This is a genomic window from Solitalea lacus (genome assembly GCF_022014595.1).
Lineage (GTDB): Bacteria > Bacteroidota > Bacteroidia > Sphingobacteriales > Sphingobacteriaceae > Solitalea > Solitalea lacus.
Window position 1 is genome coordinate 1,175,423 of record NZ_CP091740.1, and the last position, 25,447, is coordinate 1,200,869.

At 35.9% G+C, this 25,447-nt stretch carries 27 protein-coding genes; 18 read left to right on the plus strand and 9 right to left on the minus strand.

All coding sequences use genetic code 11. The features are described 5' to 3' along the window. Window positions 1-146: 146 nt before the first annotated feature. Genes L2B55_RS05000 through L2B55_RS18990 form a run of 4 tightly spaced genes read left to right on the plus strand, consistent with a single transcriptional unit; the run spans window position 147 to window position 3,745 of the window. Window positions 147-2,102, plus strand: a complete 1,956-nt coding sequence (locus L2B55_RS05000; RefSeq protein WP_237849187.1) for a tetratricopeptide repeat-containing sensor histidine kinase — start codon at window positions 147-149, stop codon at window positions 2,100-2,102. A gap of 15 nt (window positions 2,103-2,117) precedes the next feature. Next, window positions 2,118-2,753: a response regulator gene (locus tag L2B55_RS05005; RefSeq protein ID WP_237849188.1), complete on the plus strand. Its 636-nt coding sequence runs from the start codon at window positions 2,118-2,120 to the stop codon at window positions 2,751-2,753. Between the two features lie 42 nt (window positions 2,754-2,795). Then, the gene (locus tag L2B55_RS18985; RefSeq protein ID WP_338092195.1) at window positions 2,796-3,374 is read left to right on the plus strand and encodes a sulfatase-like hydrolase/transferase; all 579 of its coding nucleotides are present in this window, start codon (window positions 2,796-2,798) and stop codon (window positions 3,372-3,374) included. A 14-nt stretch (window positions 3,375-3,388) separates the two neighbouring features. Beyond that, entirely contained in the window at window positions 3,389-3,745 is a 357-nt protein-coding gene (locus L2B55_RS18990) for a hypothetical protein (RefSeq protein ID WP_338092196.1), read from the plus strand. 136 nt (window positions 3,746-3,881) lie between these two features. On the opposite strand, the gene L2B55_RS05015 is transcribed toward L2B55_RS18990, so the two are convergent. The 3 genes from L2B55_RS05015 to L2B55_RS05025 all read right to left on the minus strand — a co-directional run bounded on the left by L2B55_RS05015 (window position 3,882) and on the right by L2B55_RS05025 (window position 6,637). Next, window positions 3,882-5,003 (minus strand): hypothetical protein, encoded by a 1,122-nt coding sequence (locus L2B55_RS05015; protein ID WP_237849189.1) that lies wholly within the window; start codon window positions 5,001-5,003, stop codon window positions 3,882-3,884. 125 nt (window positions 5,004-5,128) lie between these two features. Then, window positions 5,129-5,797: a hypothetical protein gene (locus L2B55_RS05020; RefSeq protein WP_237849190.1), complete on the minus strand. Its 669-nt coding sequence runs from the start codon at window positions 5,795-5,797 to the stop codon at window positions 5,129-5,131. An 18-nt stretch (window positions 5,798-5,815) separates the two neighbouring features. Further along, window positions 5,816-6,637: an AraC family transcriptional regulator gene (locus L2B55_RS05025; protein WP_237849191.1), complete on the minus strand. Its 822-nt coding sequence runs from the start codon at window positions 6,635-6,637 to the stop codon at window positions 5,816-5,818. 201 nt (window positions 6,638-6,838) lie between these two features. On the opposite strand from L2B55_RS05025, the gene L2B55_RS05030 reads away from it, so the two are divergent. The 5 genes from L2B55_RS05030 to L2B55_RS05050 all read left to right on the plus strand — a co-directional run bounded on the left by L2B55_RS05030 (window position 6,839) and on the right by L2B55_RS05050 (window position 9,103). Then, window positions 6,839-7,165, plus strand: a complete 327-nt coding sequence (locus L2B55_RS05030) for a YegP family protein (RefSeq protein ID WP_237849192.1) — start codon at window positions 6,839-6,841, stop codon at window positions 7,163-7,165. 260 nt (window positions 7,166-7,425) lie between these two features. Beyond that, window positions 7,426-7,686, plus strand: coding sequence for a hypothetical protein (locus tag L2B55_RS05035; RefSeq protein WP_237849194.1), 261 nt, complete (start codon window positions 7,426-7,428; stop codon window positions 7,684-7,686). Window positions 7,687-7,952: 266 nt separating this feature from the next. Further along, window positions 7,953-8,150, plus strand: a complete 198-nt coding sequence (locus tag L2B55_RS05040) for a hypothetical protein (RefSeq protein ID WP_237849196.1) — start codon at window positions 7,953-7,955, stop codon at window positions 8,148-8,150. A gap of 171 nt (window positions 8,151-8,321) precedes the next feature. Next, window positions 8,322-8,663 carry a L,D-transpeptidase family protein gene (locus tag L2B55_RS05045; RefSeq protein ID WP_237849197.1) on the plus strand — a complete coding sequence of 114 codons (342 nt, stop codon included), beginning with the start codon at window positions 8,322-8,324 and terminating at the stop codon, window positions 8,661-8,663. A 254-nt stretch (window positions 8,664-8,917) separates the two neighbouring features. Beyond that, a complete protein-coding gene (locus tag L2B55_RS05050; protein WP_237849198.1) occupies window positions 8,918-9,103 on the plus strand; it encodes a CsbD family protein in 186 nt (61 codons plus the stop codon). 437 nt (window positions 9,104-9,540) lie between these two features. On the opposite strand, the gene L2B55_RS05055 is transcribed toward L2B55_RS05050, so the two are convergent. The 4 genes from L2B55_RS05055 to L2B55_RS05070 all read right to left on the minus strand — a co-directional run bounded on the left by L2B55_RS05055 (window position 9,541) and on the right by L2B55_RS05070 (window position 14,812). Then, complete coding sequence (locus tag L2B55_RS05055; protein ID WP_237849200.1) at window positions 9,541-10,653, minus strand: NAD(P)/FAD-dependent oxidoreductase; 1,113 nt, start codon at window positions 10,651-10,653, stop codon at window positions 9,541-9,543. Between the two features lie 46 nt (window positions 10,654-10,699). Further along, window positions 10,700-12,889, minus strand: coding sequence for an amylo-alpha-1,6-glucosidase (locus L2B55_RS05060; protein ID WP_237849201.1), 2,190 nt, complete (start codon window positions 12,887-12,889; stop codon window positions 10,700-10,702). Window positions 12,890-12,970: 81 nt separating this feature from the next. Continuing rightward, window positions 12,971-14,038, minus strand: a complete 1,068-nt coding sequence (locus L2B55_RS05065) for a glycosyltransferase family 4 protein (protein WP_237849202.1) — start codon at window positions 14,036-14,038, stop codon at window positions 12,971-12,973. Between the two features lie 147 nt (window positions 14,039-14,185). Beyond that, on the minus strand, window positions 14,186-14,812 hold the full coding sequence (locus tag L2B55_RS05070; RefSeq protein WP_237849203.1) for a DUF4142 domain-containing protein: 627 nt from the start codon (window positions 14,810-14,812) through the stop codon (window positions 14,186-14,188). A gap of 320 nt (window positions 14,813-15,132) precedes the next feature. On the opposite strand from L2B55_RS05070, the gene L2B55_RS05075 reads away from it, so the two are divergent. Genes L2B55_RS05075 through L2B55_RS05085 form a run of 3 tightly spaced genes read left to right on the plus strand, consistent with a single transcriptional unit; the run spans window position 15,133 to window position 16,916 of the window. Next, a complete protein-coding gene (locus tag L2B55_RS05075) occupies window positions 15,133-15,498 on the plus strand; it encodes an ArsR/SmtB family transcription factor (RefSeq protein WP_237849204.1) in 366 nt (121 codons plus the stop codon). A 4-nt stretch (window positions 15,499-15,502) separates the two neighbouring features. Next, window positions 15,503-15,991: an SRPBCC family protein gene (locus L2B55_RS05080; protein ID WP_237849205.1), complete on the plus strand. Its 489-nt coding sequence runs from the start codon at window positions 15,503-15,505 to the stop codon at window positions 15,989-15,991. Window positions 15,992-16,010: 19 nt separating this feature from the next. Then, window positions 16,011-16,916: an alpha/beta fold hydrolase gene (locus L2B55_RS05085; RefSeq protein ID WP_237849206.1), complete on the plus strand. Its 906-nt coding sequence runs from the start codon at window positions 16,011-16,013 to the stop codon at window positions 16,914-16,916. Window positions 16,917-17,057: 141 nt separating this feature from the next. Here L2B55_RS05085 and L2B55_RS05090 read toward each other — a convergent pair whose 3' ends face one another. Further along, window positions 17,058-18,026 carry a GlxA family transcriptional regulator gene (locus L2B55_RS05090; protein WP_237849207.1) on the minus strand — a complete coding sequence of 323 codons (969 nt, stop codon included), beginning with the start codon at window positions 18,024-18,026 and terminating at the stop codon, window positions 17,058-17,060. A 112-nt stretch (window positions 18,027-18,138) separates the two neighbouring features. On the opposite strand from L2B55_RS05090, the gene L2B55_RS05095 reads away from it, so the two are divergent. From L2B55_RS05095 to L2B55_RS05120, 6 genes are all read left to right on the plus strand, one after another. Beyond that, window positions 18,139-18,567 (plus strand): VOC family protein, encoded by a 429-nt coding sequence (locus L2B55_RS05095; RefSeq protein ID WP_237849208.1) that lies wholly within the window; start codon window positions 18,139-18,141, stop codon window positions 18,565-18,567. Between the two features lie 28 nt (window positions 18,568-18,595). Beyond that, the gene (locus L2B55_RS05100) at window positions 18,596-19,135 is read left to right on the plus strand and encodes an SRPBCC family protein (protein ID WP_237849209.1); all 540 of its coding nucleotides are present in this window, start codon (window positions 18,596-18,598) and stop codon (window positions 19,133-19,135) included. A 3-nt stretch (window positions 19,136-19,138) separates the two neighbouring features. Further along, a complete protein-coding gene (locus tag L2B55_RS05105; protein WP_237849210.1) occupies window positions 19,139-19,357 on the plus strand; it encodes a DUF4287 domain-containing protein in 219 nt (72 codons plus the stop codon). Between the two features lie 167 nt (window positions 19,358-19,524). After that, entirely contained in the window at window positions 19,525-21,717 is a 2,193-nt protein-coding gene (katG, locus tag L2B55_RS05110) for a catalase/peroxidase HPI (protein ID WP_237849211.1), read from the plus strand. Window positions 21,718-22,187: 470 nt separating this feature from the next. After that, window positions 22,188-22,652 (plus strand): Lrp/AsnC family transcriptional regulator, encoded by a 465-nt coding sequence (locus L2B55_RS05115; RefSeq protein ID WP_237849212.1) that lies wholly within the window; start codon window positions 22,188-22,190, stop codon window positions 22,650-22,652. A 288-nt stretch (window positions 22,653-22,940) separates the two neighbouring features. Further along, on the plus strand, window positions 22,941-23,093 hold the full coding sequence (locus L2B55_RS05120; RefSeq protein ID WP_237849214.1) for a lmo0937 family membrane protein: 153 nt from the start codon (window positions 22,941-22,943) through the stop codon (window positions 23,091-23,093). Between the two features lie 172 nt (window positions 23,094-23,265). On the opposite strand, the gene L2B55_RS05125 is transcribed toward L2B55_RS05120, so the two are convergent. Next, on the minus strand, window positions 23,266-25,356 hold the full coding sequence (locus L2B55_RS05125) for an LTA synthase family protein (RefSeq protein ID WP_237849215.1): 2,091 nt from the start codon (window positions 25,354-25,356) through the stop codon (window positions 23,266-23,268). Window positions 25,357-25,447 lie beyond the last annotated feature (91 nt).

Here is a 25,447-nt window from a genome sequence, read left to right on the forward strand (position 1 = left end):
GAAGCAAAATTAGCGGCTAATGAGCAGCGATTTTTCTGTGGAAATACTGAATTGCCAGTATAAGTAGTAGTACTTAGGATAATACAGAGTTCTGCAGATAATGAATTACCTGGCTATTTTTACCTATAAAAGCCCTGTTGAGAGAAATGTTATTCAAAAAACTATTCTGTTTTTATGCAGTTGGTTGTTTATCTGTGGGGAGTGCAACAGCTGTGTATGGACAAGCAAAACAAGACAGCAATACAGTCAAGAATTTACTAGATTCGGCCTTGGCGCTTGAAAGTAGTAATAAACAAACTGCCTTAAACTGTTACCAAACTGCCATTACAGTAAGTAAAAAGATTAATTATGCTTTGGGGGAAGCCAAGTCATTGCACAATTCAGGTTTAGTGCAATATGATTTAGCGCAATATGAGGCCGCCCGGCGTTTCTTCAATAGTGCAATTTCACGGTACAGAACCATAAGGAATGGTAAGGGTATGAGCTCGTGCTATAGTAATATTGGCAACTGTTACCAGCTTCAGGATAAATTTGACAGCGCCTTAATTTATTATCAGAAGGCTATTGATGTTTCGCAACAGTATGGGCTTACAGAATCTGCCGGACGCGGATACAATAACATGGGAATGGTATTCCGTAAGCTTAAACAATCCCAAAAAGCTTATGATTATTATTCCAAAGCGTTTCAGCTGGCCCAAAAAAGTAAAGACTCCTTAAACATGGGAATTGCCTTAATTAATCAGGGAACGATTCTGGATGATTTGGGTAAAAAAGAGGAGTTTTATAAAAAGCAATTACAGGCGCTTAAACTTGGAGAGCTTTCTAATAATAATTATTTAATGAAGCTTACTTCTTTTAATATTGGGGAGTATTTCTGTTTAAAGAAAGATTATAAATCAGCTATTCAATATGGTGAAAAAAGTTTGGAGTATTCATTAAAACTGGGAATTCCATATGAAACCGAACGAATTAAACCCATATTGGCTAGGTTTTATTTTTTAAATGGAGATTATGCAAAAGCAAAATCCATTTTATTGGAATCGCTTAAACAATCAAAAAAAATTGATGCCTCTGATATTACGCTCGATGCTTATTCCATTTTACAAGAGCTTTATGAAGCTAAAGGCGATTATAAACAGGCTTATAAATATCAATCTCTTGCCAAACAATTAAATGACAAGATATTTAATGAAACCCAGGTTAAAGCCATTCATGAGCTGGAAGTTAGATATCATACCTCTCAAAAAGACAAGCAGTTAGCCAATAATAACTTGCAGCTTGCACAAAAAGATCTGCAAATTCAGCGTAAAAACTCATGGATAATTATTACCGTATCGGCCATAGGGTTGTTGTTAACTATTGTTTTGATCATTTACCAGACTTACATAAACAAGCAAAAATTGCATCAGCAAAAATTGATTGCTTTGGCAAAAGAAAAAGAAGTACAGGTGCTTGAGGCCATGATAAATGGAGAAGAGAAGGAACGGACCCGAATTGCTAAAGATTTACATGATGGCGTTGGAGGAATGCTTTCAGCTGCTAAAATGCATTTCAGTGTGTTTAAAACTGATAATCCTCAAATGGTCAACCTTAGCGGTTTCGACAAGGCTCTAGGGTTGCTTGATGAATCGGCTAATGAAGTGCGTAAAACGGCTCATAACCTGATGCCTGAGTTGCTCATCACCCATGGGCTAAAAGATGCCCTTTCTTTTTTCTGTCAACGGATATCGACCCCTATAACCACAGTTGAATTTGTTTCTATTGGAGGGGTGCCGCGTTTTAAGCAAAGCTTTGAACTTTCAGTGTATCGCATTGTTCAGGAATTGATGAATAACGTTATTAAACACTCCGAAGCGAAGGAGGCCATTGTACAGATCAGTTGCCATGACGATTTATTGGCGATCACCGTTGAAGACGATGGAAAGGGGTTTAATCATAATGGAGCCGGTAAAAACGGAATTGGCTTGTCAAGTCTTCATTCGAGAGTAGAATCGTTTAATGGTAGTATGAAAATTGATTCAGAAGAAAAAAGAGGAACAACCATTTATCTCGAATTCGACATAGCCAAATTAAAGGTACTTGCCGGAAGTGAATTAGTATAAGAAATAGAAACAAAAATGCCAATTAAAGTAACTATTGCAGATGACCATATAGTCGTATTAAATGGATTGAAAATGATGCTGGAGAATCAACCAAACATCAGCATTATTTCAACCAATATAAATGGGACAGAACTGTTGGACTCATTGGCCATTCAGCAGCCTGATGTCTTATTGCTAGATATTCAAATGCCTGGTATGACCGGATTGGAGCTTAGTCCGATTATTGCTAAAACTTATCCGGAAGTGAAAATCATTACTCTTACCAATTTTGAAGCGTCTCATTATGTGAAGCAAATGATTAGAAATGGTGTTGCCGGCTATCTTTTAAAAAACACAGATCGGGAAACATTAATTAAAGCCATTGAAACGGTTTATGAAGGTGAGCAATTCATCGACCGACATATTCAGAAAGTATTACTTGAAGAAAGTCTTTCAGGGAAGAAGGTATCATCCTATGAGGTTCCTTTAACCAAACGTGAAAAGGAAATTTTGAAACTGGTAGCAGAAGAGAAGAGCAATCAGGATATAGCTGACATGCTTTTCATTAGTTTACGAACAGTTGAAACGCATCGTTTAAACCTTTCACAAAAACTAAATATTAAAAATACGGCCGGGTTAGTTAAGGAAGCTATTAAAAGGGGATTAGTTTAAACTTCGATAGATTTCTGACTTATTTTGCATCCTCTTTACATCATGAAAAAAATCTTATCTCTGGTTTTTCTTGTTTTCGTTGTACTTTCAGTTTCAGGACAAAATACAAAAGTGGCCAATAGCAGGCCTAATGTTATTTTTATTTGTGCCGATGATTTGGGGTATGGTGATTTGAGCTGTTATGGGGCCTCGAAAATTAGAACGCCAAATTTAGATCAGTTGGCTGCTACCGGAATTCGTTTTTCAGATGGACATTCTACTTCCGCAACATGTACTCCATCTCGTTACGCACTTATGACAGGAGAATATCCGTGGCGTAAACAAGGTACCGGTATTTTACCGGGTGATGCAGCCTTAATTATTCCAACTAACAAAACAACGTTACCTAATCTCTTTAAGAAAGCTGGTTACAAAACAGGTATTGTAGGTAAATGGCATTTGGGCTTAGGTGAAGCTGTTGCTAAAGATTGGAATGGGGATATTAAACCTGGGCCGAATGAAGTTGGTTTTGATTATTCCTTTATTTTTCCAGCTACTGCAGATAGGGTGCCGACTGTGTTTTTGGAAAACCATAAAGTAATTGGTTTGGATGCTAATGACCCTATGTATCCTCAGCTCTAATCTGTCAGATCGATATGATGGCCTCGTTCTCTAAACTGATTAATCAATTCATTCCTAAAGGGGATGCACCAGATAGTGAAAACCAGCTTGACGCTTTGCTTGGCAAATCCTTAAAAGGTCGCTCAGTATTGATTGGACAGGGTGGGGCATTGTCAATCATAAAAGATGGCTGGAAATACATTACTCCAAGTAAAGGGGCAGCATATGATAAAATGGTAGGAATAGAAACAGGCAACGATAGGGGTCCTCAGCTGTATAATCTTAAGGAGGATTTAGGCGAGAAAAATAACCTTGCGGCAAAATATCCGGAGAAAGTTAAAGAATTGGCAGATTTACTAATGTCTATCAAACTGAAACCAGAGGAAATGTGAGGTGTACTTGGCCATTTATACATGGATAATGCTTTAAGGAAACCTCTTTAAACTTTGTACTTAGAATATTATGAAGCAATAAGAAAAGGCTTTTAAATAATTTAAAAGCCCTTTGGGACAAGGTTGCTTGCTTCATTTATTGAGCTTGCTCATTATAAGTGTTTTCCATTTGTAGCATTTTCTTATAAAACCCTGCAGATTGCATTGTAATATCCTTGGCAATGTTTTGCATGTCAACAATGGTTTTAAGCAATGTAATTTGATAATTAGCCAATTGTGCCAGTTCTTTAGATTGTTTTGACGATTGAGACGGAGCTCCGTAATTGCCTTTAGCTAAGAAGCTATCATAAGGGGCCACCGAGCGTTTGTAAGCAGCTATAAGGTCAAGAAGTCCATCGCGATAAAACTGTAATTTGGTTTCATACGTAGCACTTCTAATATTAAACTCGTGAAAATCGATTTCTTTGAGTCTTTTGTTTATCCATTCAGGTGCATTCTCGCCAACCATGTTTATAAGCTTTGATTTTTCAACCATAATTGGAGCAAGTGTCTTAAGTTCTTTTTTATCCAATTCTTTCATCTTTCTTTCACTTTCGGTCTCAAATGTAGAGTATGCCTTTTTGATAAACTCTTCCGTGAATAGATTGAGCATCATAGCCGCTTCAACAGTTGCAGTAATGCCTTTTTGTGTGGATATTTCTTGTATTAAAACTGCATTTTGATAAGGTGTTTTTTTAGATGTGGGGTCTTCCATTTTTGCTGCCAATACAAACCTTGAATTGCTTGCTTTTGTAGAATTTTGAAGATTGTCATTTTCTGATGAATTCATTGATATAAAGTCATCTTCATATACATGTATTCCTAGTGCTTCATTATCTATTGTTGTAGTTGTAGGAAGTTGCTTTTTTGTTTTGCTGTTAATTTTCATAAGAACTTTGTTAATTCTGTTGTAAAATGGACTGAACATAATCATGCCATCTATCTCCCCATTTATCATACACTTGATATAAGCCTCTTTTGGGGTAAGTGATGGAAGAATTAATGTTTCAGCAATTTTTGCTATTTCATATTTGACGGGTTGTTGCGCATTACTGCTTATACTGTAAAGTAGAGTAAGGATTGTTGAAAGAAATTGCAATGCTTTCATTTTAGTTGTTGAATTTGTTGTGATGATTTTGAATAATTTGTGATGCTGGATTTGTGGTATATCCTGCTTTTGTCTTGGCACAAAGTTCGGACGTAAAAAAAGCTTCTGCATCAGTAGAAAATGTGATATGATAAATTACGTAGTAGTACTGAACTTGAAATGGATGGGGTGAGGTTGCCGATAAGAAACTGTAAAAAACAAAGATGTGAGCCGCTTTATCAACGGCTCTTAGATAGTTAGAGATTGGTAGTAGTAGGGTAACCTTCTAAGTATAAATCATTATTATACTGTCGGTAGGTATGAACTGCCATCCAAAAATAGGCTCCTCCCCAAAGGGTATTGGCAATAAACTGCAGCGCCACTCCAGGAAAGGGAATTAATGCAAACCCGAGAAAAACTATCCACCCCGACCACTTTGGTAATACGGCGCTCTTAAATATTGCAATCGCCATTAGGCCAAGCCCCGATAAGGTGCTTATTAATGAAATCCCAAATAGAATAGCCAGCCCTCCACTCATGGAAGCATACTTTATTATTTCATCATTACCATTTAATACTTCTTGGCCAATGACAGGGAATAGGAACTGGATAACAGCAAAGACTCCGCAGCCCAGTATTTGATGAGTAAGGGAAAGTAGCAGTCCTGCAAAGGCCCATCTTTCAGCTTTAGTTTTTGCTAACAATTGATATAAGGTTACTGTGCCGATCATTTCCATCAACACCCCAACAAATCCTCTGGCCGCCCACCATTGATAGGGGTTAGATGTGACCAAAAAGGCAAATTCTTTTGGCCGATTGACAGCGTCAAAAATTACATTTTCCTGAGGGATTAATAGGTCTCCAAAGGCAAATAGAAGTCCTGCCCCACCAATAATGGTGAGTCCTGTAATTACTCTTTTGTTCATAAGTTTATAGTTTAAAATTTATTTAATGGGCATATACCAGTCCAATAAAAGATTATCAGGATCTGTCCAATCGGGGAATTGATGGAACCGAAAATAAGCTACTCCTTCTCTGTGTTCAAAACCAGAAGACTCCATCAAATGACGAGTGATGACGAGTGAGTTTTGTTGATAATCAGATACCTTTGAGCAGAAGCGATATATGGCAAATCTTTCTGATGGCATAGTAAACTTTAGGAAAGGGTTAATGCGCAGTAAAGCTTCATTCTTAGGGACAAGTGCTGCATCATATCGTAAAGGCGTTTCCATATCCAGGTGCTGACAGTTATGGAGGATAGCATAATATTCGAACTGCTCCTGGTCCAGTTTGTTGGCTTGTAAATAAAGAGCCACATCTTTCCAAATTTGATAAATGGTCTTTGAAAAATAATTGCCATAACTAGGGAAGACAAAAGCTTGCTGCTCCTTAAACTTTACGGCTTTGCAATTAAGGGAAACGTAGTCTTCATCCAGATGAACAATTTTCCTTTTTAAATCATTGTTTTCTCTAAAGGCAGAAGGGCTGATGTTATATACGTCTTTAAATGCTCTGGCAAAAGATGAGTCATTATCATAACCCACAAGGAATTTTACCTTATTGATTGGAGTATTAGTGAGCCCAATAAGGTAAGCTGCTTTTTTCATCTTCTGCTGCTTAATGTAATTACCAATACTATCCTGTAACTCCAGTTTAAGTACTTTATGCAAATGAAAAGGTGAATAGCCACTAATTTTTGCAAGCTGCTCCAGGGAGATCTTTTCTTCCAGGTGATAACTAATATATGTGAGTAATTCCTTTACCATTTTTGTTTTATTTCATTAGCCAAAGGTAGCTCTGATTTGAATTATAAAATGTGCAGATCTTGCGATTGTGAAACTCCATTTTCTTGCTTCCCTAAGGTCAATACTCTATAAGATAGTTTTTTTCATATTTCTTTTGAAATGGATAAGATAGAGGAAAAGAGTTTTTTAGTAGTATATTGCAGATATATCTAATAAAAACATATGGGAAAATTCGTGACAAAAAAAGGTAAAGACGGTCAGTTTTACTTTAATCTTAAGGCCGACAACGGTCAGGTTATTCTTAGCAGTGAAGGTTATACAACTACTAATGCCAGAGATAATGGTATTGAGTCGGTAAGGACAAATGCTTCCAATGATGGGCGTTTTGAACGCAGTACATCAAGTAATGGTAAGCCTTACTTTACTTTAAAGGCTAGTAATGGACAAGTAATTGGAAAGAGCGAGCTTTATGAAAGTGAAGCCGGACGTGATAACGGTATTGAGTCAGTAAAGAAAAACGCACCGGCGGCTACTGTTATAGAAGAATAATAAAGTTTAAAAGCTTAGGAAGGCTGCTTTATACACTCAAAGCAGCCTTTATTATACATACTTGGGTTTGCACTCAATCCCAACATCTATTGATTTGCAGACTTAAAAATATTCCACTCAAAACAATCATCTAACAAGCAATATAGAATTTAATTTCCTTGTGAGCTACATCTTCGACAGCAAGCTTACTAAAATGAAAAACATGAAGAAATTTTTAATATTAATAATTTTACCCATTATGTTTTCTTGCCAAGAAAAGTTTGACGGAAAAGACAAAGAAGTTTCAAAGTTTCGAGAGAAAAAGTAGAAAAAAACTGGATGACGACGAAAAAACGAACTTAGAAAAAGCAATGAGGGTTATAGCGCTTGATGCAATGAGACTTAAGTGGGAACAGCCTGAAAAATATGAAAGAAAGTCATTCAATGATATTTCATTAAAGATGATAGATGGATTATCTTATTCGTCTGTTGTTGATTTGGCAGAGGATATCTTAAAAGAGAAACAAAAAAGAAATAGATAAGATTACCAAAGAGATAGATTCTCTAAGTTTATTGAAAGACGAAAAAATAGCTAATCAGAAGAAACTTAATCTATTTAAGATAACTTACATTAAGTAAATAAAACGGATTTTTTCGACGACATGGTTCCTGAACTAGAAGTTGATTATCAATATACAGGTAAAAGCAAACTAAAAGGACCGAAAACAATCTTATTTGAAGTAAAGCAAAAATCGACTCACCAAGAATTAAATCTGAAACTGTTATTATAGGAAATGCTGAAAGTATAATGGAATCAGGAGAATCAGTAACTGAACATATTATATTGAGCCAAACTAAAGACGGTAATCCTAAATTGTGGGATTTGAAAAAGTATCCTGTTGAAAATCCCAATCTTTCAGATTATGATTTGGAGTTAAAAGTTAGTGTGTTGAGTTTAGTTTTAAAAGGGGAAATAGTTGAAATGCCAAAATCAAAAATCGAATAAATTGAAGCGGAAGTTAAAAATAAAAAGGAGGAACTGAAAGAACTGAAAACCGTAAAAGGATCTTTGGATGAGTTGGAACTCACAGATAAATAAAATACTACATCTTGTACATGCTTATGAAACTTTGGAAACTATTGAGAGTGACTCCATTAATTTTGTTTTTAGGACTTCTTGTCTATTATTTTTATTCCGGTCGGCGATAAACAAGTTGAGGGGGATAAGAAAACTCCAGAGGGACTTTATACAATAAATGATAAAAATTCGAACAGCGGCTACTATAAAAATTTGGGCATTTCCTATCCTAATCAACAGGATATTGTTGAAGCAAAAAAGCTAGGAAAATCCCCAGGGGGAGAAGTGAAAATTCATGGACTTAAAAACGGAATGGGCTTTATCCATAAATTTCAACGTTGGGTTGATTGGACAATGGGATGTGTTGCTGTAACCAATGAGGAAATGGAAGAGCTTTATTCGCATACCCCAATTGGAACAACTATTGAAATTCGACCATAAAAAAATAGGTTAATCTTCACTAAATCATAATGCGCCGAGATTAATTTTCATTTCTATTTCCATGATCAACGATTTAATGAACTGTTAATTGTAGTCTCTAACTGTGTAAATAAAGTAACCATTGGGGTGATAAATCAGCAATATTTCATTAGTTAATATATTGATAATTAATTTTATATGGTTTTGTTTGTGTTTGATTTGGCTGCTGTTTTGCTGCTAGTCTAATTAGTGGGAATAACTTTAAAATTAAGATCATGGATAAGTTAGAATTAAAAGGAAAATGGAATGAGATTAAAGGTAAAATTAAGCAGCAGTATGCAGATTTTACCGATGATGAACTGCTTTATCAGGAAGGTAAAGAAGATGAATTATTAGGCCGGCTCCAACAAAAAACTGGTAAAACAAGGGATGAAACAATAAAGTGGTTACGGTCATTATAAATTTTATAAGCCTCGCAAATGTGGGGCTTGTAATTTGAAATTAGGATAGTTGGTGTGGTGTAAGGATAAGAGTAATGAAAAATGTTATGCACTAACTGTTTCAACCTCAGTGCTGATCAGATAATTTAGATTTATATAGAGTTCTTTTATGAATGTAATAATTCGTTTATCGGGCTTTAATTCAATAAAACCGTCAATGCAAAGTAATCTGACTGCCAAGTTTTAAAATTTTACCAGGCTTACCCTGAACATATTGTTCCCGAAAATTTAAAATATTCCAATTTTTGTTAAGAAGTTTATTAGCTATAGGAAGGGCGTATGAAGGGCGACATGGAAGACCTCGTAAGAAATGGAATACCCTTTTGACCGGCCAGTGGCTCCAAATAATCATTTTATTTTAGCTCACTTCTAGTTACCCTATCAGCTCGTTTGGTGCATTATCGGTTAAATTTGAAGAGTGCTGCATCGCTATTTTTTTTACCTAAAAGGATGTCTCTAATAATCTCAGCGGAAATAACACTAAATGTAATTCCGTTTCCTCCAAAACCTAAAGCAATATAACTATTTTGCATATTGCTGTAGTTACCGATATAAGGTAAACCATCTTTTGTTTTGCTGAACGTTCCGCACCAGGAAAACTCAGTTTTAAATTGTATTTCAGGGAATAATTGATTAAACGAACGTTCTAATACAGCTTTTTTTGATTTAAGCAAATTGTCTCTTCGGGTTGCATTGTAGAAATCAACGTCTTTACCTCCTATAATAATTCGAGTATCGTTAGTTGTTCGAAGGTATAAATAAGGATGGGCTGTTTCCCAAATCATGCAATTATGATATGCCCAAAAGTTTGCATGTGAAAATTGCTCACTAGCAATTACATAGGTTGATTTAAGCTTTAAAATATTTTTATTTATTAGATTAACAGACTCATAACCTGTAGCGTAAATAACTTTTTTGGCTTTTATGTTAAAATTATTGGCTGTTACCAGCCTGACTCCGTTTTTTGAATGATGAAACTCAATTATTGGGGTTCGGTCATAAACCTGAATACCTTTCTTAATTAAATATTGCAAGATTTTGTGCGTTAATAAATAAGCATCTGTTTGTGCTCCGTTTTTTGATAACAAACCTGCCGGAGCTTTAAATTTGAATGTATTTAGAATATCTTTTTCGTTCAGTAGTTCAATATCAATATTCCAACGTTTTCTAATTGCGTACTCCTTATTCAACAAGTCTTTATCTTTTTGATATGATGCAAATTGGAAGCTATGTTTCTCAGTGAAATCATTAAATCCGATTTTAAGAACCAGTTTGCTTAATTTTTCAAGGGCGTTTAAGCATAGCAGGTAACTTCTGGCTGCATTCTTTTCGCCAATTAAAGCTGATAATAAGGTAAGAGGAGTATCAATTTCATATTGCAGCAATGAGGTACTGGCACAGGTGCTTCCGAGGGCAACTGTTCGTCCATCAATTAAAGTTGGTTTTAGGCCCGCTTCGACCAGATAGTAAGCGCATAAATGGGGCGCCTTATAAAATATTAGACGCCCCATTTGTAATGTATATGAATTAACTCTAAATAACATCCATAATCATTATTTATTTGGATTTGCAAATTTTCCAACCTTCTGGTTTATGTATAACTGTAATTTTAACATTGTTTTTGTGCCTAGTAAACTCAATAGATGCACTGTTGTTTCCGATTTTAATATTTTCAATGGTTATATGTTTAAGAAAAGAGGGGAGGTTAGGGTGTTTAAAAATGATTTTTTTCTCCAATGCATTTATTTCCATGCCTAAACAGGCTTCAATCAACATGAAAACTGCTCCAACTGCCCAAGCCTGAGGAGAACAGGCTACAGGGTATGATGTAGGACCTTCACCTGTTCTTCGTGAAAAGCCACAGAACAGTTCAGGAAGCCGTTGGGATTCAAGGAAAATAGAAGCGTCGAACATGGCTCCTAGTAATTTCATTGTTTTTTCATGAAATCCATATTTCGAAAATCCACTTGCAATTATTGCAACATCATGTGGCCAAACTGAGCCATTGTGATAGGACATAGGATTATACCTTTTCTCTCCTGTTGCCAGTGTTCTTATACCCCAGCCTGAAAACATATCTTCTTCCAATAAATTTTCAGCAAGTCTTTTAGCCTTATTTGCATCTGCAATTTCAGAATAAAGGGTATGGCCGGCATTAGATGATTTAACCTGGCACGGATTCTTCTTTCCATCCAACGCTAAAGCATACCAGCCACTTTTTTCGTTCCAAAACCTTTTATTAAATAATAATTTCAGTTTTTTAGCTTCATTGGTTAATTGGATTGATTTTTCGGTTTTACCTAAGGCTTTTGCTAATTCGGCAGCTTTAATTTTAGCGTCATATACATATCCCTGCACTTCACATAGTGCTATAGGGGGAAAGGCCAGTTGACCTGAAGAATGCGAAATTGAATCGTGTGAATCTTTCCATCCCTGGTTAAATAATCCATTAACACTTTTATGACTATACTCAATAAAAGAGTCGTTATCATTATCTCCATATTTGTCAATCCATTCAAGTGCGGTCTCAATATGTGGCCATATAGTTTTTATAAATTCAATGTCACCTGTTCTTCTATAATATGAACCACATAAAACTATAAATAAAGGTGTAGAATCAACTGATCCATAATATTGTTTAAAAGGGATTTCGCCACATTCAACTAACTCCCCATCTCTGGTTTCGTGTAAAATTTTCCCCGGCTCTGCATCTTGTTGGGCGTTTTCTTTAACCGATTGGTTATGAGCTAAAAATAATAAGGTATCTTGGGCGATTTGCGGAGCTATCCATAAAGTTTCTAAGGCTGTGATGATTCCGTCTCGGCCAAAGGCAGTATTGTACCATGGAACACCTGCATAAGGGTAGTATCCGTGATTTGTTTCTGCCAGCAACGATTTTAAATCCATTAAGGACCGATTGGTCCAGTGTGTAAACTGTTCATTAGAAGTTAAGATATGTGCAAATATATTTTTGCTTTTATCTAAATCGTCCAGTAATTGCTTTTGAGCTTTGGTATAACTAATAAGCTTCTTATGTACATCATTGCCAATTGTGCACCTAATAGCATATTGAATAATGACACTCTGGTGAGGATTAAGAACTAAATGATAGATGGCTTTAGACTGATCTTCCCAATCATTAGGGCTTTCATTTAAGACAATAGATGTTGTTCTGATAATTTTATCCAGGCCTTTGTATTTTATTATAATTTCCTGTTTGTTATTGTGTTTTATTTCAAATATTTCTCCCCTTTTTTCTCTATTGAACCCTCTTACTTCAAAAATGTCCTTAAAATCAGCCTGAAATTTTAATGATGCTTGTACTTCGTAAATTTCTGACCCGTAATTGGTAATGTTTATAGACTCATAACATTCTCCGTTTCGTACGAACTTGCTTCTTCCTATATAGATTTCCCCTTTTGGAATGGATGTTTTCTCCTGTTTTTCAGTGAATATTATGGCAGGATTGGTTAAGTCAACAGAAAGGAGTTCATTTTCTTCTTTTATTGATGAGCTCAACAATACGGGTCTCATATTGTTGAGTTTAAATTCTAAGTTGCTTATAAATCTTGTGCCTTGATGATAAAGGCCTTCTACTTCATCTCCTAGTTGTTTAATATCTCCCCAGCGGTCAAATATTCCGAAAGTATCGGTATGATTTAGAATTTTTGTTCTATCATCAGCATAGGATGAATTTGCAGAAATATAGAACTTGTTTTCCAGTTGGATAATTGAATTTGGACTCATCTTTAGATTGATTTATTGAAAGTAATATTAATAGATTCTTTAATTCAATATTCGTTTATCAAGTCTTTTTAAATGAGGTATTTATGATATGGTGTTTTGGTTGTTTAAAGTTGCAATTGTTCTCTTTTTAGCGGTAATTCTTGAATAGACATCTAAATAATTGTTGGTCATATGTTCAACCGTAAACCGATCTTCAAAAATTTGACGGCAGCTCTTTCTGCAAATTAAAGGAATGTTATTAACAGCCTTAATAGCGCTTGGGATATCATTAACTATAAAACCTGTTAACCCATTTTCAATTATTTCCGGAACAGCCCCCCTGTTAAAGGCGATGGTTGGGGTTCCGCTAGCCATTGCTTCTATCATCACCATCCCAAAAGGCTCTGGCCAATCTATTGGAAATAATAAAGCCGCAGCATTACTGAGAAAATTTTTCTTTTCAATTTCGTCAATTTCACCTAAAAATTCAACTAACGGATGATCCAATAAATGACAAATGTTTGTTTTAAAGTATTCTTCATCAACTTTATCAACTTTGGCGGCGATCCGAATTTTCATGCCTACAGCTTTTGCTATTTCTATTGCATGATCCACTCTTTTTTCGGGAGAGATTCTGCCTATAAAAGCTAAGTACTGACCTGCATTAGCATTTAATTGATATAAATCATTGGGTAGCCCATGATAAACCGTTTGCAGCCAATTTACAAATGGTAACGGTTTGCGCTGATTGTGTGAAATAGAAACTAAAGGTATATCTATATACTTTTTATATAATGGGATGAGATCAGGTAAATCTAGCCTGCCATGTAAGGTGGTAATGTGGTGATATGAATTGCTCGAAGAAAAAGGAAAATGAAGATAATCAACATGAAAATGAATGATGTCAAATTGATTAGAGCGATGTGCCACTTCATGCATCATAGCAAAATGCGTAGCTAAGGGGTCAGTAAGGGGAGTGCCAAACCTTAAACCCGTTTTACTACATGATACAAGTGTAGCGTTGGTTACGGAGTCTTCTGTTGCAAATAATGTTACTTCATGACCTTTCTTCACAAGCTCTTCGGTCAGGTAAGAAACCACCCTTTCTGTACCTCCATATTTTTTAGGGGGGGTAGCTTCGTAAAGTGGGGCTACTTGCGCTATTCTCAATTTAAAATAAATTTGGTTTGATAAGGAGCAAATAAATTTTCTTATATGAGATTTGAGGCTGAGATATGAAAAGGAAATGCTATGCTGGTTAGATTACTATTACCATGTAATATAAGAAAAAAGCCGGACTTTGCCGGCTTTTACTACCTATATTTTTTCTTTCAAAACATCAGCTTCCGCTTTGTGAGCTGTTAATGTTGGTAGTGTTTTTACAGCAAATTCTTGAATCTCAGGGCTGTTTGCATTTTTTGATTTCTTTTCAAATTCATCAATTGCAATTTTATGACTGTCTACCATTTCATTAACATATTTTTTATCAAAATCTTTGCCTGTTAAAGCAGTCAGATCATTGTATTTTGATTGATTTTTATCTGTTAAGACATTGCTTAAGGATACATTATTCTTTTTTGCCAAAGCAGAAATCTGATTATTTGCTTTATTGTGATCATTCTCAATTTTCTTTGCCAATACTTTTACTTCAGCGGATGCCGCATTTTTTTGAGCAAGTTTAGATGCCTCTATTTCAAATAATCCGGCTTGATAGGTTTCTATTAAAAACTTATCATCATCTTTCATGTCTTTAGTGCCGGCTTCAGGCATCGTACCGCCATCATGTTCAATAATGTTTGTATCATTGTTGGTGGTATAGCCTGCTGAATCTACTGTTGTTGCCTTTTTATCACTTTTTTGGTTACATGATAATAAAGTTATGCTTGCTGCTACAGCAACCAAAACAAAACATTTATTTTTCATTACAATAGGTTTTATAATCATTGTTAGTTATCCTGTTTACCCAGATATCTTTATTATATAGTGAAAGTACTGTGCCAACTTTAAATTTTTTGTTGGTAAATTCTTATGGTTATATCGTCTGGAGTTGGAAGGGTGTTTTAGTATTGAGCTAATGGAATACTGCTTGGTCAGTAAGTTTAAGATCTGTGTGTACTTTGTTGCTGTAAATGAGGAGATAAGTTCCTTGCTTTATATTGGCTTGGCTTGAAGGCATTGACATTTAACCAAAGAAAAAACAATTAAAAAAAATTGCGCAAGTAAATGCTTGCATATATATTTGCAAGTAAATACTTGCATAAAAAATGGAAGCGCGCAGAGATGTTTTTCAGGCCATAGCCGACCCAACAAGAAGAGCAATAATAGGAATGATTGCTCAGCGACCCGTAAATGTCAATACAATTGCAGAGCAATTTGATGTTAGCCGTCAGGCGATTTCCCTACATCTTAAGATTCTTGCTGAATGCGGTTTATTAAATATAAAACAACTTGGCAGAGAGCGCTTTTGTGAAGCAAAACTCGAAAAATTAAATGAAGTGCATGAATGGGTAGAGCAATACCACAAATTATGGTCTGCAAGATTTAAGGCTCTCAAAAACTTTATTGAACAGGAAGAATTACCAACTCTAAATACCAACAGGGAAAAACCTAAGAACATTAAAAAAAAGTAACCATATGGAAAATCAGGTAAATAATAACGAAGTTTTTATAGAAGAAACTTTTAATGCAAGTTCTGAAAGAGTATTTAAGGCATGGATAGATCCTGAATTATTGATGAAATGGTATGCGCCAGATGGCTGCTCAATTCATTTTAAAAGAATTGAAATTGAAACAGGAGGTAAATTTCATTCATGCATTTCTAATCCTCAATTTGGAGATTGTTGGTGTATCGGAGAATACATAGAAATTGTGCAGAACAAAAAGATTGTTTTTACATTAATCAATGCAGACGAAAACGGAAATCAAATAAATCCTGTCTCTATTGGTATGGATCCTGAGTGGCCAGGCGAAACTCTTGTTACTGTAACGTTTATAGAAGAAAATGGGAAAACCAAATTACAGTTAAGACAAACTGTTTTACAAGAGTTAGCAAAAAAGACTGGGGCATACCCAAGCTGGTTACAAATGCTAAACAAGATGAGGGTTTTGGTCAGTTTGAACTAACAGTATTTATTATAAGGAAATGAAAAGGACTATTATATATCCTGCTCTAACACTTCTGACATTACAGTCGTGTATTAACAGAAACCAGTCAGGAGGAGCCGACAAAAAACTAAAGACAGCTAATGATAATTTGGTTATGAAAAATGGTTATTCTGATGTCAATGGGATTAAAATGTATTACGAGATTTATGGACAAGGAAAACCTCTTGTTCTACTTCACGGCGGTGGTTCTACTATTCAAACCTCTTTTGGCAGAATAATTCCCCAGCTTGCCTCTAGCCGACAATTAATCTGTATAGAGTTACAAGCCCACGGCAGAACGAGTGATAGAAACACTGAGCTTTCATTTGAACAAGACGCAGATGATGTTGCTGTATTGCTAAAAAAATTAAACATCCAGAAAGCTGATATTTTCGGCTTTAGTAATGGTGGAATTACAGCGTTGCAAATTGGAATAAGACATCCTGAGCAGTGCAATAAAATAATTGCAGGCTCGGTTTTGCTCAAACGCAATGGGGCACTCCCTCAGTTTTGGGAGTTTATGAAGAATGGAAGCTTTGTACAAATGCCTCAGCAATACAAAGACGCATTTATAAAAGTCACCCCTGACAGCACTAAACTGTTAAGTATGTATCAAAAGTGTGCTAACCGAATGATTAATTTCAAAGATATTCCAGACACGCAAATAAAATCCATAAAATCCCCAGTGCTACTCATTAATGGTGATGCAGATGTTGCTACTCCAGAACACATTGTGGCAATGTCAAGACTAATCCCTGATTGCACGTTGGCAATTATTCCTGGTGGACATGGCGAATATATTGGAGAAATAACCACGTTAAAACCTGATTATAAACAATCAGATTTTATTGTTCCTTTAATTGAAAATTTTCTTAACAAAACAGAGACTAAATATCATCCTTGATGAACTTGAAATATTAGGCCGATCGCGAGAGTTTGCAAAAAAATGGATGCTTTCTGGTTGGTTGGGAACGGCATTGAGTGAGGTTAGGAGTTTTTCTGAGTTGGCCAGTCCTTAGTATGGCAGCCAACTCGCATTAATGATTTACTTCTTAGAATACTTGTTTTTATATTCCACAGGGGTCATTCCTGTTATACGTTTAAAAATTTCACGAAAAGTTTGGGTGTCTGAATAACCAATGTCATACATCACTTCACTAATACTTTTTCGGCCTATTTCTAGGAGTTTTTTTGCTCCTTCAATTTTTACTTTCTGGATGTATTCAGCAACCGTATTCCTTGTGGCTTTCCGAAACCTTCTTTCAAAAGTCCTTCTACTGATATTAAACTTATCGGCCAGTTGCTCTACTGTTAATTTATCTTTGTAATGCTGTTCAATGTACTCTTGTATGTTTTTTACAGCCTCATCCGAGTGGTCTTTCTGGCCATGAAAAACAATAAATGGAGACTGAAAATTTCTGTCAATATCAATGACAAAATATTTTGCTGCATATACTGCAGTTTCCCTGTCCGTATATTTTTCTATTAAATGCAAAAGCAAATTCCAGTAAGCTGTACTTCCGCCACTTGAATATAATCCGTTTTGGTCGGTCATTACTTTTTCGTCCACCAATTCTACTGAAGGGTAAAAGTGTTTGAATTCGTTTGCATATTGCCAATGTGTTGTACACTGCTTGCCTTTAAGTAAGCCGGTGAAGGCAAGTATAAATGCCCCTGAACAAAAACTCGCCACCTCTGCACCTTCCTTATATTGCAGTGCAATCCAATGACCGTATTCTCTGTTTAAATGGGTAGCGCTTATCATATCGCCTGACAATGCAGGTATGATTATCAAGTCATTTTCCATGACCTCGTTCAGCAATTTATCAGTTTTTATCACAAACAAGCCATCATTGTATTTTACTTCTTTGGTAAGTCCAACTATTTGTACATGAAACATTGCAGGCTTTCCCTGCTCTTTCAAAAACCGGTTTACCATTGTAAAAACATATTGGCAGTCAGTTATTGAAGATAGCACGGCATTTTTCAGGGCCAGTAGGGAAATATATTTCATACAGCAAATATAATTAAACAATATGTCGTAAACACCCACCTAATAATGTCGTATTTACCCAATGTAATAATTGGTTGTACATCCTATCTTTATGGTGCATTAACGCATCACTATGTACACAGTAAACGCATATCTTAATTTCATGGGTAACACGGAAGAAGCCATGAATTTTTACCAATCTGTTTTTGGCGGAACGTTCAGTAGGCTTCAGCGATACAAAGATCTGCCTGGCAGTGAAAAAATGCCTGCGGATGTTCAGCACAAAATCATTCACATGTCGCTAGCAATCTCAAATGGAACAACCATAATGGCAACCGATTCATTGGCATCCATGGAGGAGCATAACCATTTCAGTAATAACATTCATTTGTGTATTCAGGCTGAAACAGAAACAGAAGCAGAGGACCTGTTTGTTAAACTTTCAAAAGGAGGAAAAGTGGAAATGCCCATGAACAAGACCTTTTGGGGAGCTTATTTTGGAATGTGTCAGGATAAATATGGTGTTCATTGGATGATCAATTTTGATTATCCAATAAACTAATGTTTCAGAAAATCAAACCTCAATGAAAATGATTGCTATCAAAATTTTAGTGGTACTAATTGCAATAATTTCAGTTGCTTTAGTAATTGCCATGTTCTCAAGGAAGAACTATACACTTAAAAGGGAAACTGTCGTCAACCGGCCGAGGCAGGAAGTTTTTGATTTCATTAAGCTTAATAAAAATCAAAAAAAATACAGTAAATGGTTAAACTTTGATCCCGCTACGAAAATTGAGTTTAAAGGAGCGCATGATGGAACTCCCGGTTCAATCTTATGCTTTGAAAGTAGAGATCAGAAAACTGGAAAAGGTGAATGGGAAATAAAGAAGGTGGTTGATGGAAGCAGAGTAGATTTTGAACTTAGATTTTTGGCACCATTTGTATTTACAGCTAATGGCTATTTTGAACTGCAAACCGTATCCTCAAATCAAACTAATGTAAAATGGGTATATAACAGCGGTATGAACTGGCCAATGAATTTCATGCTTTTATTTTTAGACATGGAAAAACTAGTTGGAAAGGATTTGGGTGAAAGTTTAAATAATATTAAAACAACCTTAGAAAAATAATATATGTCGTTTCAAGCTTATCTTGACAATATTCAGGCAAAGACAGGCAAAAGTCCTGACGATTTTAAAAAACTTGCCAGTAAAAAAGGATTTTTTCAGGCAGGAGAATTGAATCCAACCGTAAAAGCAGGGCAAATTGTTCAATGGTTAAAAGACGATTTTGACCTTGGCCATGGACACGCAATGGCGATTTATGCATTATTCAAGGGCAAGAAACAATAGTACTTGCCCTTAGTTTAATATATTATCAATGTTAGTGTTTGTACTCTGTAAATCTACTGACATTCAATTTCTTCCATTGGGACAATCGCATTAAATTTTTAAAGGTGTTGTTTTTTTAAGTTATATTTAGAATAGGCTTAAATGATTCAACAAAACTTTTAAAAACGATGGAAAATAATTCGAACAATACCAATAATTGTCCGTTTTCCGGATCAAATCAAAAAGGACCAAGTAATCGCGATTGGTGGCCAAATCAATTAAAGTTGAATATTCTTCGTCAGCATTCTTCTTTATCAAATCCTATGGGTAAAGATTTTAACTATGCAGAAGAGTTCAAAAGCCTGGATCTGAAGGCTGTAAAAAGTGATCTTAACCGCCTAATGACGGACTCGCAAGACTGGTGGCCGGCTGATTTTGGACATTATGGACCTTTATTCATTCGTATGGCTTGGCATAGTGCAGGTACTTACCGTATAGGAGATGGTCGTGGCGGCGCAGGTGCAGGATTACAGCGTTTTGCCCCTCTCAACAGTTGGCCGGATAATGCTAACCTTGATAAGGCCCGTAGGTTGCTTTGGCCGATTAAACAAAAATATGGTCGAAAAATTTCATGGGCAGATCTTATGATTCTTACCGGTAATGTTGCCCTTGAATCTATGGGATTCAAAACCTTTGGTTTTGGAGGTGGTCGTGAAGATGTTTGGGAGCCCGCAGAAGATGTTTACTGGGGGGGCGAAACTACCTGGCTGGAAGATAAACGTTACTCGGGAGTTCGAGATCTCGAAAATCCGCTGGCTGCCGTGCAAATGGGACTGATTTATGTGAACCCTGAAGGACCCAATGGTAATCCTGATCCCATTGCAGCAGCAACAGATATTCGCGAAACTTTTAGACGTATGGCCATGAATGATGAGGAAACCGTGGCACTTATTGCTGGAGGTCACGCCTTTGGTAAAGCCCACGGTGCGGGGAGTCAGGCTTATGTAGGGCCTGAGCCTGAAGCAGCACCAATTGAAGAGCAAGGTTTAGGCTGGATAAATAAATTTGGTACAGGGAAAGGGGGGGATACTTTTACTGGAGGGCCAGAAGTTACCTGGAGTCAGACACCAACAAAATGGAGTAATAGCTACTTCGAAAACCTATTTAATCATGAATGGGAACTTACCAAAAGCCCTGCAGGTGCGAATCAATGGGTAGCAAAAAATGGGGCTGGAGCAGGCACAATTCCTGATGCACATGATCCTTCAAAAAAACATGCGCCAACCATGCTTACTACGGACCTTTCTTTAAGGTTTGATCCTGTGTATGAAAAGATTTCAAGACGTTTCTACGAAAATCCTGAACAATTGGCGGATGTCTTTGCGCGTGCATGGTTCAAATTAACACATCGGGATATGGGACCTCGTGCTCGTTACCTAGGCCCAGAAGTGCCAGAAGAAGAATTAATTTGGCAAGATCCAATCCCTGCTGTTGATCATCCATTAATTGATTCACATGATATTTCTGTATTAAAGGATAAAATATTGAATTCGGGATTAACCATATCTCAAATGGTATCAACTGCCTGGGCTTCGGCTTCAACTTTTCGCGGTTCGGATAAACGCGGAGGTGCAAATGGGGCTCGGATTCGGTTAGCACCTCAAAATAACTGGGAGGTAAACAATCCAGATCAATTAGGTAAAGTGTTAAAAAATTTGGAAGGTATCCAAAAAGAATTTAACGCAGCTCAATCGAGGGGTAAAAAGGTATCCCTTGCTGATCTTATTGTATTGGCAGGTTGTGTTGGCATTAAAAAGGCCGCGAAAAATGCAGGTTATGATATAATAGTGCCTTTTGCTCCCGGTCGCATGGATGCCTCACAGGAACAAACCGATGTTGATTCTTTTGCTTTGTTAGAGCCGGTCGCTGATGGTTTCAGGAACTATCTAAAAACAAAATTTGCCATATCTACAGAAGAGTTGTTAGTTGATAAAGCGCAATTATTGACACTTACAGCTCCTGAAATGACAGTTCTTTTAGGAGGGATGCGGGTGTTGAATGTCAATTATAACCATTCTAAACATGGTATGTTTACAAATCGTCCGGAAGCACTTTCCAACGATTTCTTTATGACTCTACTGGACATGAATACAATCTGGAAGCCTACTTCTGAAGTTAATGAAGAATTTGAAGGGCGGGATCGTAAAACCGGTAAGCTAAAATGGACTGCCACACGTGCAGATCTTATTTTTGGCTCAAACTCAGAGCTTAGAGCACTAGCTGAAGTTTATGGAAGTTCCGATGCTCAGGAAAAGTTTGTAAAGGACTTTGTGGCAGCATGGAACAAAGTTATGAACCTTGACCGCTTTGATATAGCTTGATTTTTGAAAAATCTTTCAATTAATCCCTGATTATTTGAGTCGTTAAACAATAATGCGCCAGATTACTCTGGCGCAATTACTGATTGGTTTTATGAAGAAAGATTCTTTAGAGTGCTAAATACACTCTTGTATTTGAAAAGTGCAGGGAGGGCGCATTCCCAGTATGCGCCTCCTTTACACAACTACAGCAACTAGCTTTGATGCTATAAGCTTAATCAGTCAAAAATGATTTATTGCTTATGGCTGTTAAGACTATTTAAAGAGCTATGATAAATTTCTTGTAAGCAATACTCTTTAATCTGTCAAAATTTGTTAAGTCAAAAGTGTTATTATTTGTTTTTAATAACAATAGTTTTAGTTATTATCGGAAATTTTTCGGAATAATTCGATTTTTATTCAATTTTTTCTGTTTTTAATGAATTTAACCTTCTATATTGCTTTTTTTTTCGGCAGTCAATTTTGCAATATAGATGAACCAGTTAGATCCACTTGATATTGAAATTTTAAGACTACTTCAAAAGGATGCTTCTTTGACGAATAAAGAGATCGCTTTTGAGATACGTAAGTCCATTGCTACTATTCATGACAGAGTTAGAAAACTACATGAAAATGGAGTAATTAAGCGAGTAGTAGCTATTTTAGATCGAAAAAAGATCAACAGAAAACTAATTGCATTTGCTCACGTACTTCTAAACGATCATACAGTTAATACATTAAATCAGTTCGAACAGGAGGTGATAAAGTTTCCAGAGGTAATGGAGTGCTTGCAGATGAGTGGGTCGTTTGATTTTATTCTTCGTGTTGCCACCTATGATATGGATACCTATCACGACTTTTATCGAAATAAGCTAGCAATGTTGCCTAATATTAATACTGTTCAAAGTTTTTTTGTTTTATCCGAAGCCAAGAGTGATACTGCTTATCCTTTGGGGTGATCTGAATGAAGTTTTTTCAGATTTTAGGCATAGAGTAATGAGTGTAAAATATCCCCTAAGTGGGCAAGTTTTATCTCGTGTTAGCTTATCTGTGATTCACAAATGATGTGGGATTTGTAACCATTAACAAAGGATTTGATTTTTAGTTTAAAATAGACTTTGGTCATTATAGGAAACAAAAAATCTCAATTGGCAAATAGTATAAATCCTGTTTTTTGTATCAGTTTTGTGGCCTGAACTTTGAGGTATATAAGTTAGCTTTTGAAACTGAACTTAAAATCAATTATTATGAGATCATTATTGTATATAATAGCGGTTCTCCTGGTAATAGGGTGGTTATTGGGACTGACAGTTTGGAATGCAGGCAATATTATTCATGTTTTATTGGTGATTGCAATAATATCGTTTTTGTTAACATTTATAAAAGCTAATACCCCTTAGTTAACGAATTTTCATGGTTTATATTCCATTGATCTTTTGTTGGTTATATGGAGAAGCACAAGAGGGCGCCTTATAATTATTAAGGCGCCCTCTTGTGCTTTTCTTGTAAGTCCCAATCGAAATCAATTTCTATTATTAGGTTTCGCCTGGTTTATGTGTAAATATCTAAATTTTACATTGCATTGTATTTCTTATTACTTAACAACCAAGAAGCGCATTGATAATATGCAATGGTCTTTTTTAATGCTTCTTTATGCACAACACTCTTCTTGATGCTACCATCTGTAAAGTTTTGAATATATTGTTCAGAATGACGAACAGGTTTTAGAATTGATAGAGTATCGTTTTCTATAAATCCTAAGCTTTGGTAAGTGCTTACAAAAGCACAATTATGATTTGCACCAGGTTGAAAAATATCCTTGCCGAAAAATTTGCTTCTGTAATCTAAATTTAAGAAACCTAAAATGGTAGGGATTATATCAATTTGAGCCATCAGCGTATTTTCATTCCTTGGTTGGATGTATTCTGGAGAATAAACTAAACAAGGAATGTGATATTTATTTACAGGGAGGTCTGTTTTTCCTGCACTGGAAGCACAATGATCAGCTACAATAACGAAGATGGTGTTCTTGAACCAAGCATGTTTTTGAGCTTGTTTTATAAATGTTCCAATAGCATAGTCAGTATATTTTACACCTCCTTCTCGGCTTTGAGAGCTAGACGGAATGTCAATTCTTCCATCAGGATAAGTAAATGGCCGATGGTTACTTACCGTCATAATATGAGTGAAAAACGGTTTTTTCTGGGCCGAATTTTTATCCAGAACGTTCAAGGCTAGCGAAAATAAATCTTCGTCAGCAACGCCCCATACATTTTCATAATGAATCTTTTCTAGAGGGATAGCACTTCTATCAATCACTTCGTATCCGTTTGTTCCAAAAAACTCTTTCATGTTGTCGAAATAACTATATCCCCCATAAACGTATTGGGTGATATATCCCTTACTTCGAAGTACTGAGCCAATAGTAAATAAATTGCCATTATTTGGTCGTTTTACAACACTTTGGCCAGGTGTTGGAGTAATGCCTAATGAGAGTGCCTCTAAACCTCGAACGGTCCGGGTACCACTGGCATATAAATTAGTAAAGAACAAGCTATGATTTGCTAAAGAATCAAGGTTAGGGGTAATATTTTGAGTGTTCCCGAATGCCTTCATAAAATCCGCACTTAAGCTTTCTACACTAATCAAAACAATATTCTTTTTGTTTTCTGGTTTGTCAGAGGTAATATCTCTTTCAATATTGAAAACATCATTGCTTATAAATTTTGCATTAGGCGCACTTAATTCTTTTCGGAGGATAGTAAATGCTTCCTTGGCTGGGAGTTGTTTGTAAAATTTATTATAGTCAAGTTCATTGTTATTAAATGCAACACCAAATTGATATAAGCCATTGCCTGCAAGCTCATTTGCAAATGCGTTTGAACTAAACTGTCTCCAGTCACTTTTTACTAAATAGAAGGAAGCAACGGGCCATATCAGTAGGGCGACTGCAATTAGATGGCGTTGTAGTGCAGGTTGTGATGAGCTTGAGACACTGTTTATAACAGGCTTTCTAATCAGCAGAAAAACTGCGGTAGCGACAACTGTCACACCTAAAATAAGAGTAGGTAGAGGATATGATTCCTTAATGTTTCCTATTACTTCATTAGTATAAATAAGGTAATCTACCGCTATAAAATTATAACGGGTACTAAATTCATTCCAAAAGAACCATTCGCTAACACCGTTAAAGATTAATAACCAGCAAATAATAAAGAAGTCGATTGCTAAAATTGATCTTCTCCATTTAATTCTAAAATTTTCACCCTTTTTCCAAAGAAATAAATAAAAACATAGTCTTAAAGCGATATAGATTACTATTGCTTTGTATAGCAGTTTGTTATAATCAGCTGGAAATAGATTTGTAAATAGTAAAGTTCCAAGCAATGTTATAAGCGCACCAAACAATACGTAGATATATGGTTTTGAATAAACTTTTTCATTGTAAACCCATATGTACAGTACAAAGGGGATGGATGCGAATGAGGCCATGCTAAGGTCATACAGTAGTCCCAGACCATATATGCCCAATACTGTCCTTGTTGAAAGAGCGAGATCTGTTGATGGATGAAATATGAGGACAGTTCTTGTAACTATGGAAATTGAAATAATTAATAAAACAAGAATCAGAACGGGGGTAAATCTTTTAAATAGCTTCAACATTGTTTGTTAACAAATTGTTAGGCCGCAAAAATGCATGTTAAAAATGAAGAAATATTGAAGAAATTCTGAAGGAATTTTGAAGTTATAATGT

Coding starts and splice junctions, on each gene's coding strand:
- L2B55_RS05040 (WP_237849196.1), top strand. CDS start 7,953: ATGGAATCAGGAGAATCAGTAACTGAACATATTATATTGAGCCAAACT.
- L2B55_RS05005 (WP_237849188.1), top strand. CDS start 2,118: ATGCCAATTAAAGTAACTATTGCAGATGACCATATAGTCGTATTAAAT.
- L2B55_RS05075 (WP_237849204.1), top strand. CDS start 15,133: ATGGAAGCGCGCAGAGATGTTTTTCAGGCCATAGCCGACCCAACAAGA.
- L2B55_RS05090 (WP_237849207.1), bottom strand. CDS start 18,026: ATGAAATATATTTCCCTACTGGCCCTGAAAAATGCCGTGCTATCTTCA.
- L2B55_RS05050 (WP_237849198.1), top strand. CDS start 8,918: ATGGATAAGTTAGAATTAAAAGGAAAATGGAATGAGATTAAAGGTAAA.
- L2B55_RS05120 (WP_237849214.1), top strand. CDS start 22,941: ATGAGATCATTATTGTATATAATAGCGGTTCTCCTGGTAATAGGGTGG.
- L2B55_RS05060 (WP_237849201.1), bottom strand. CDS start 12,889: ATGAGTCCAAATTCAATTATCCAACTGGAAAACAAGTTCTATATTTCT.
- L2B55_RS05105 (WP_237849210.1), top strand. CDS start 19,139: ATGTCGTTTCAAGCTTATCTTGACAATATTCAGGCAAAGACAGGCAAA.
- L2B55_RS05095 (WP_237849208.1), top strand. CDS start 18,139: ATGTACACAGTAAACGCATATCTTAATTTCATGGGTAACACGGAAGAA.
- L2B55_RS05080 (WP_237849205.1), top strand. CDS start 15,503: ATGGAAAATCAGGTAAATAATAACGAAGTTTTTATAGAAGAAACTTTT.
- L2B55_RS05015 (WP_237849189.1), bottom strand. CDS start 5,003: ATGCAGAAGCTTTTTTTACGTCCGAACTTTGTGCCAAGACAAAAGCAG.
- katG (WP_237849211.1), top strand. CDS start 19,525: ATGGAAAATAATTCGAACAATACCAATAATTGTCCGTTTTCCGGATCA.
- L2B55_RS05115 (WP_237849212.1), top strand. CDS start 22,188: ATGAACCAGTTAGATCCACTTGATATTGAAATTTTAAGACTACTTCAA.
- L2B55_RS05055 (WP_237849200.1), bottom strand. CDS start 10,653: ATGGGGCGTCTAATATTTTATAAGGCGCCCCATTTATGCGCTTACTAT.
- L2B55_RS05020 (WP_237849190.1), bottom strand. CDS start 5,797: ATGAACAAAAGAGTAATTACAGGACTCACCATTATTGGTGGGGCAGGA.
- L2B55_RS05070 (WP_237849203.1), bottom strand. CDS start 14,812: ATGATTATAAAACCTATTGTAATGAAAAATAAATGTTTTGTTTTGGTT.
- L2B55_RS05085 (WP_237849206.1), top strand. CDS start 16,011: ATGAAAAGGACTATTATATATCCTGCTCTAACACTTCTGACATTACAG.
- L2B55_RS05100 (WP_237849209.1), top strand. CDS start 18,596: ATGATTGCTATCAAAATTTTAGTGGTACTAATTGCAATAATTTCAGTT.
- L2B55_RS05125 (WP_237849215.1), bottom strand. CDS start 25,356: ATGTTGAAGCTATTTAAAAGATTTACCCCCGTTCTGATTCTTGTTTTA.
- L2B55_RS18985 (WP_338092195.1), top strand. CDS start 2,796: ATGAAAAAAATCTTATCTCTGGTTTTTCTTGTTTTCGTTGTACTTTCA.
- L2B55_RS05000 (WP_237849187.1), top strand. CDS start 147: ATGTTATTCAAAAAACTATTCTGTTTTTATGCAGTTGGTTGTTTATCT.
- L2B55_RS18990 (WP_338092196.1), top strand. CDS start 3,389: ATGATGGCCTCGTTCTCTAAACTGATTAATCAATTCATTCCTAAAGGG.
- L2B55_RS05030 (WP_237849192.1), top strand. CDS start 6,839: ATGGGAAAATTCGTGACAAAAAAAGGTAAAGACGGTCAGTTTTACTTT.
- L2B55_RS05025 (WP_237849191.1), bottom strand. CDS start 6,637: ATGGTAAAGGAATTACTCACATATATTAGTTATCACCTGGAAGAAAAG.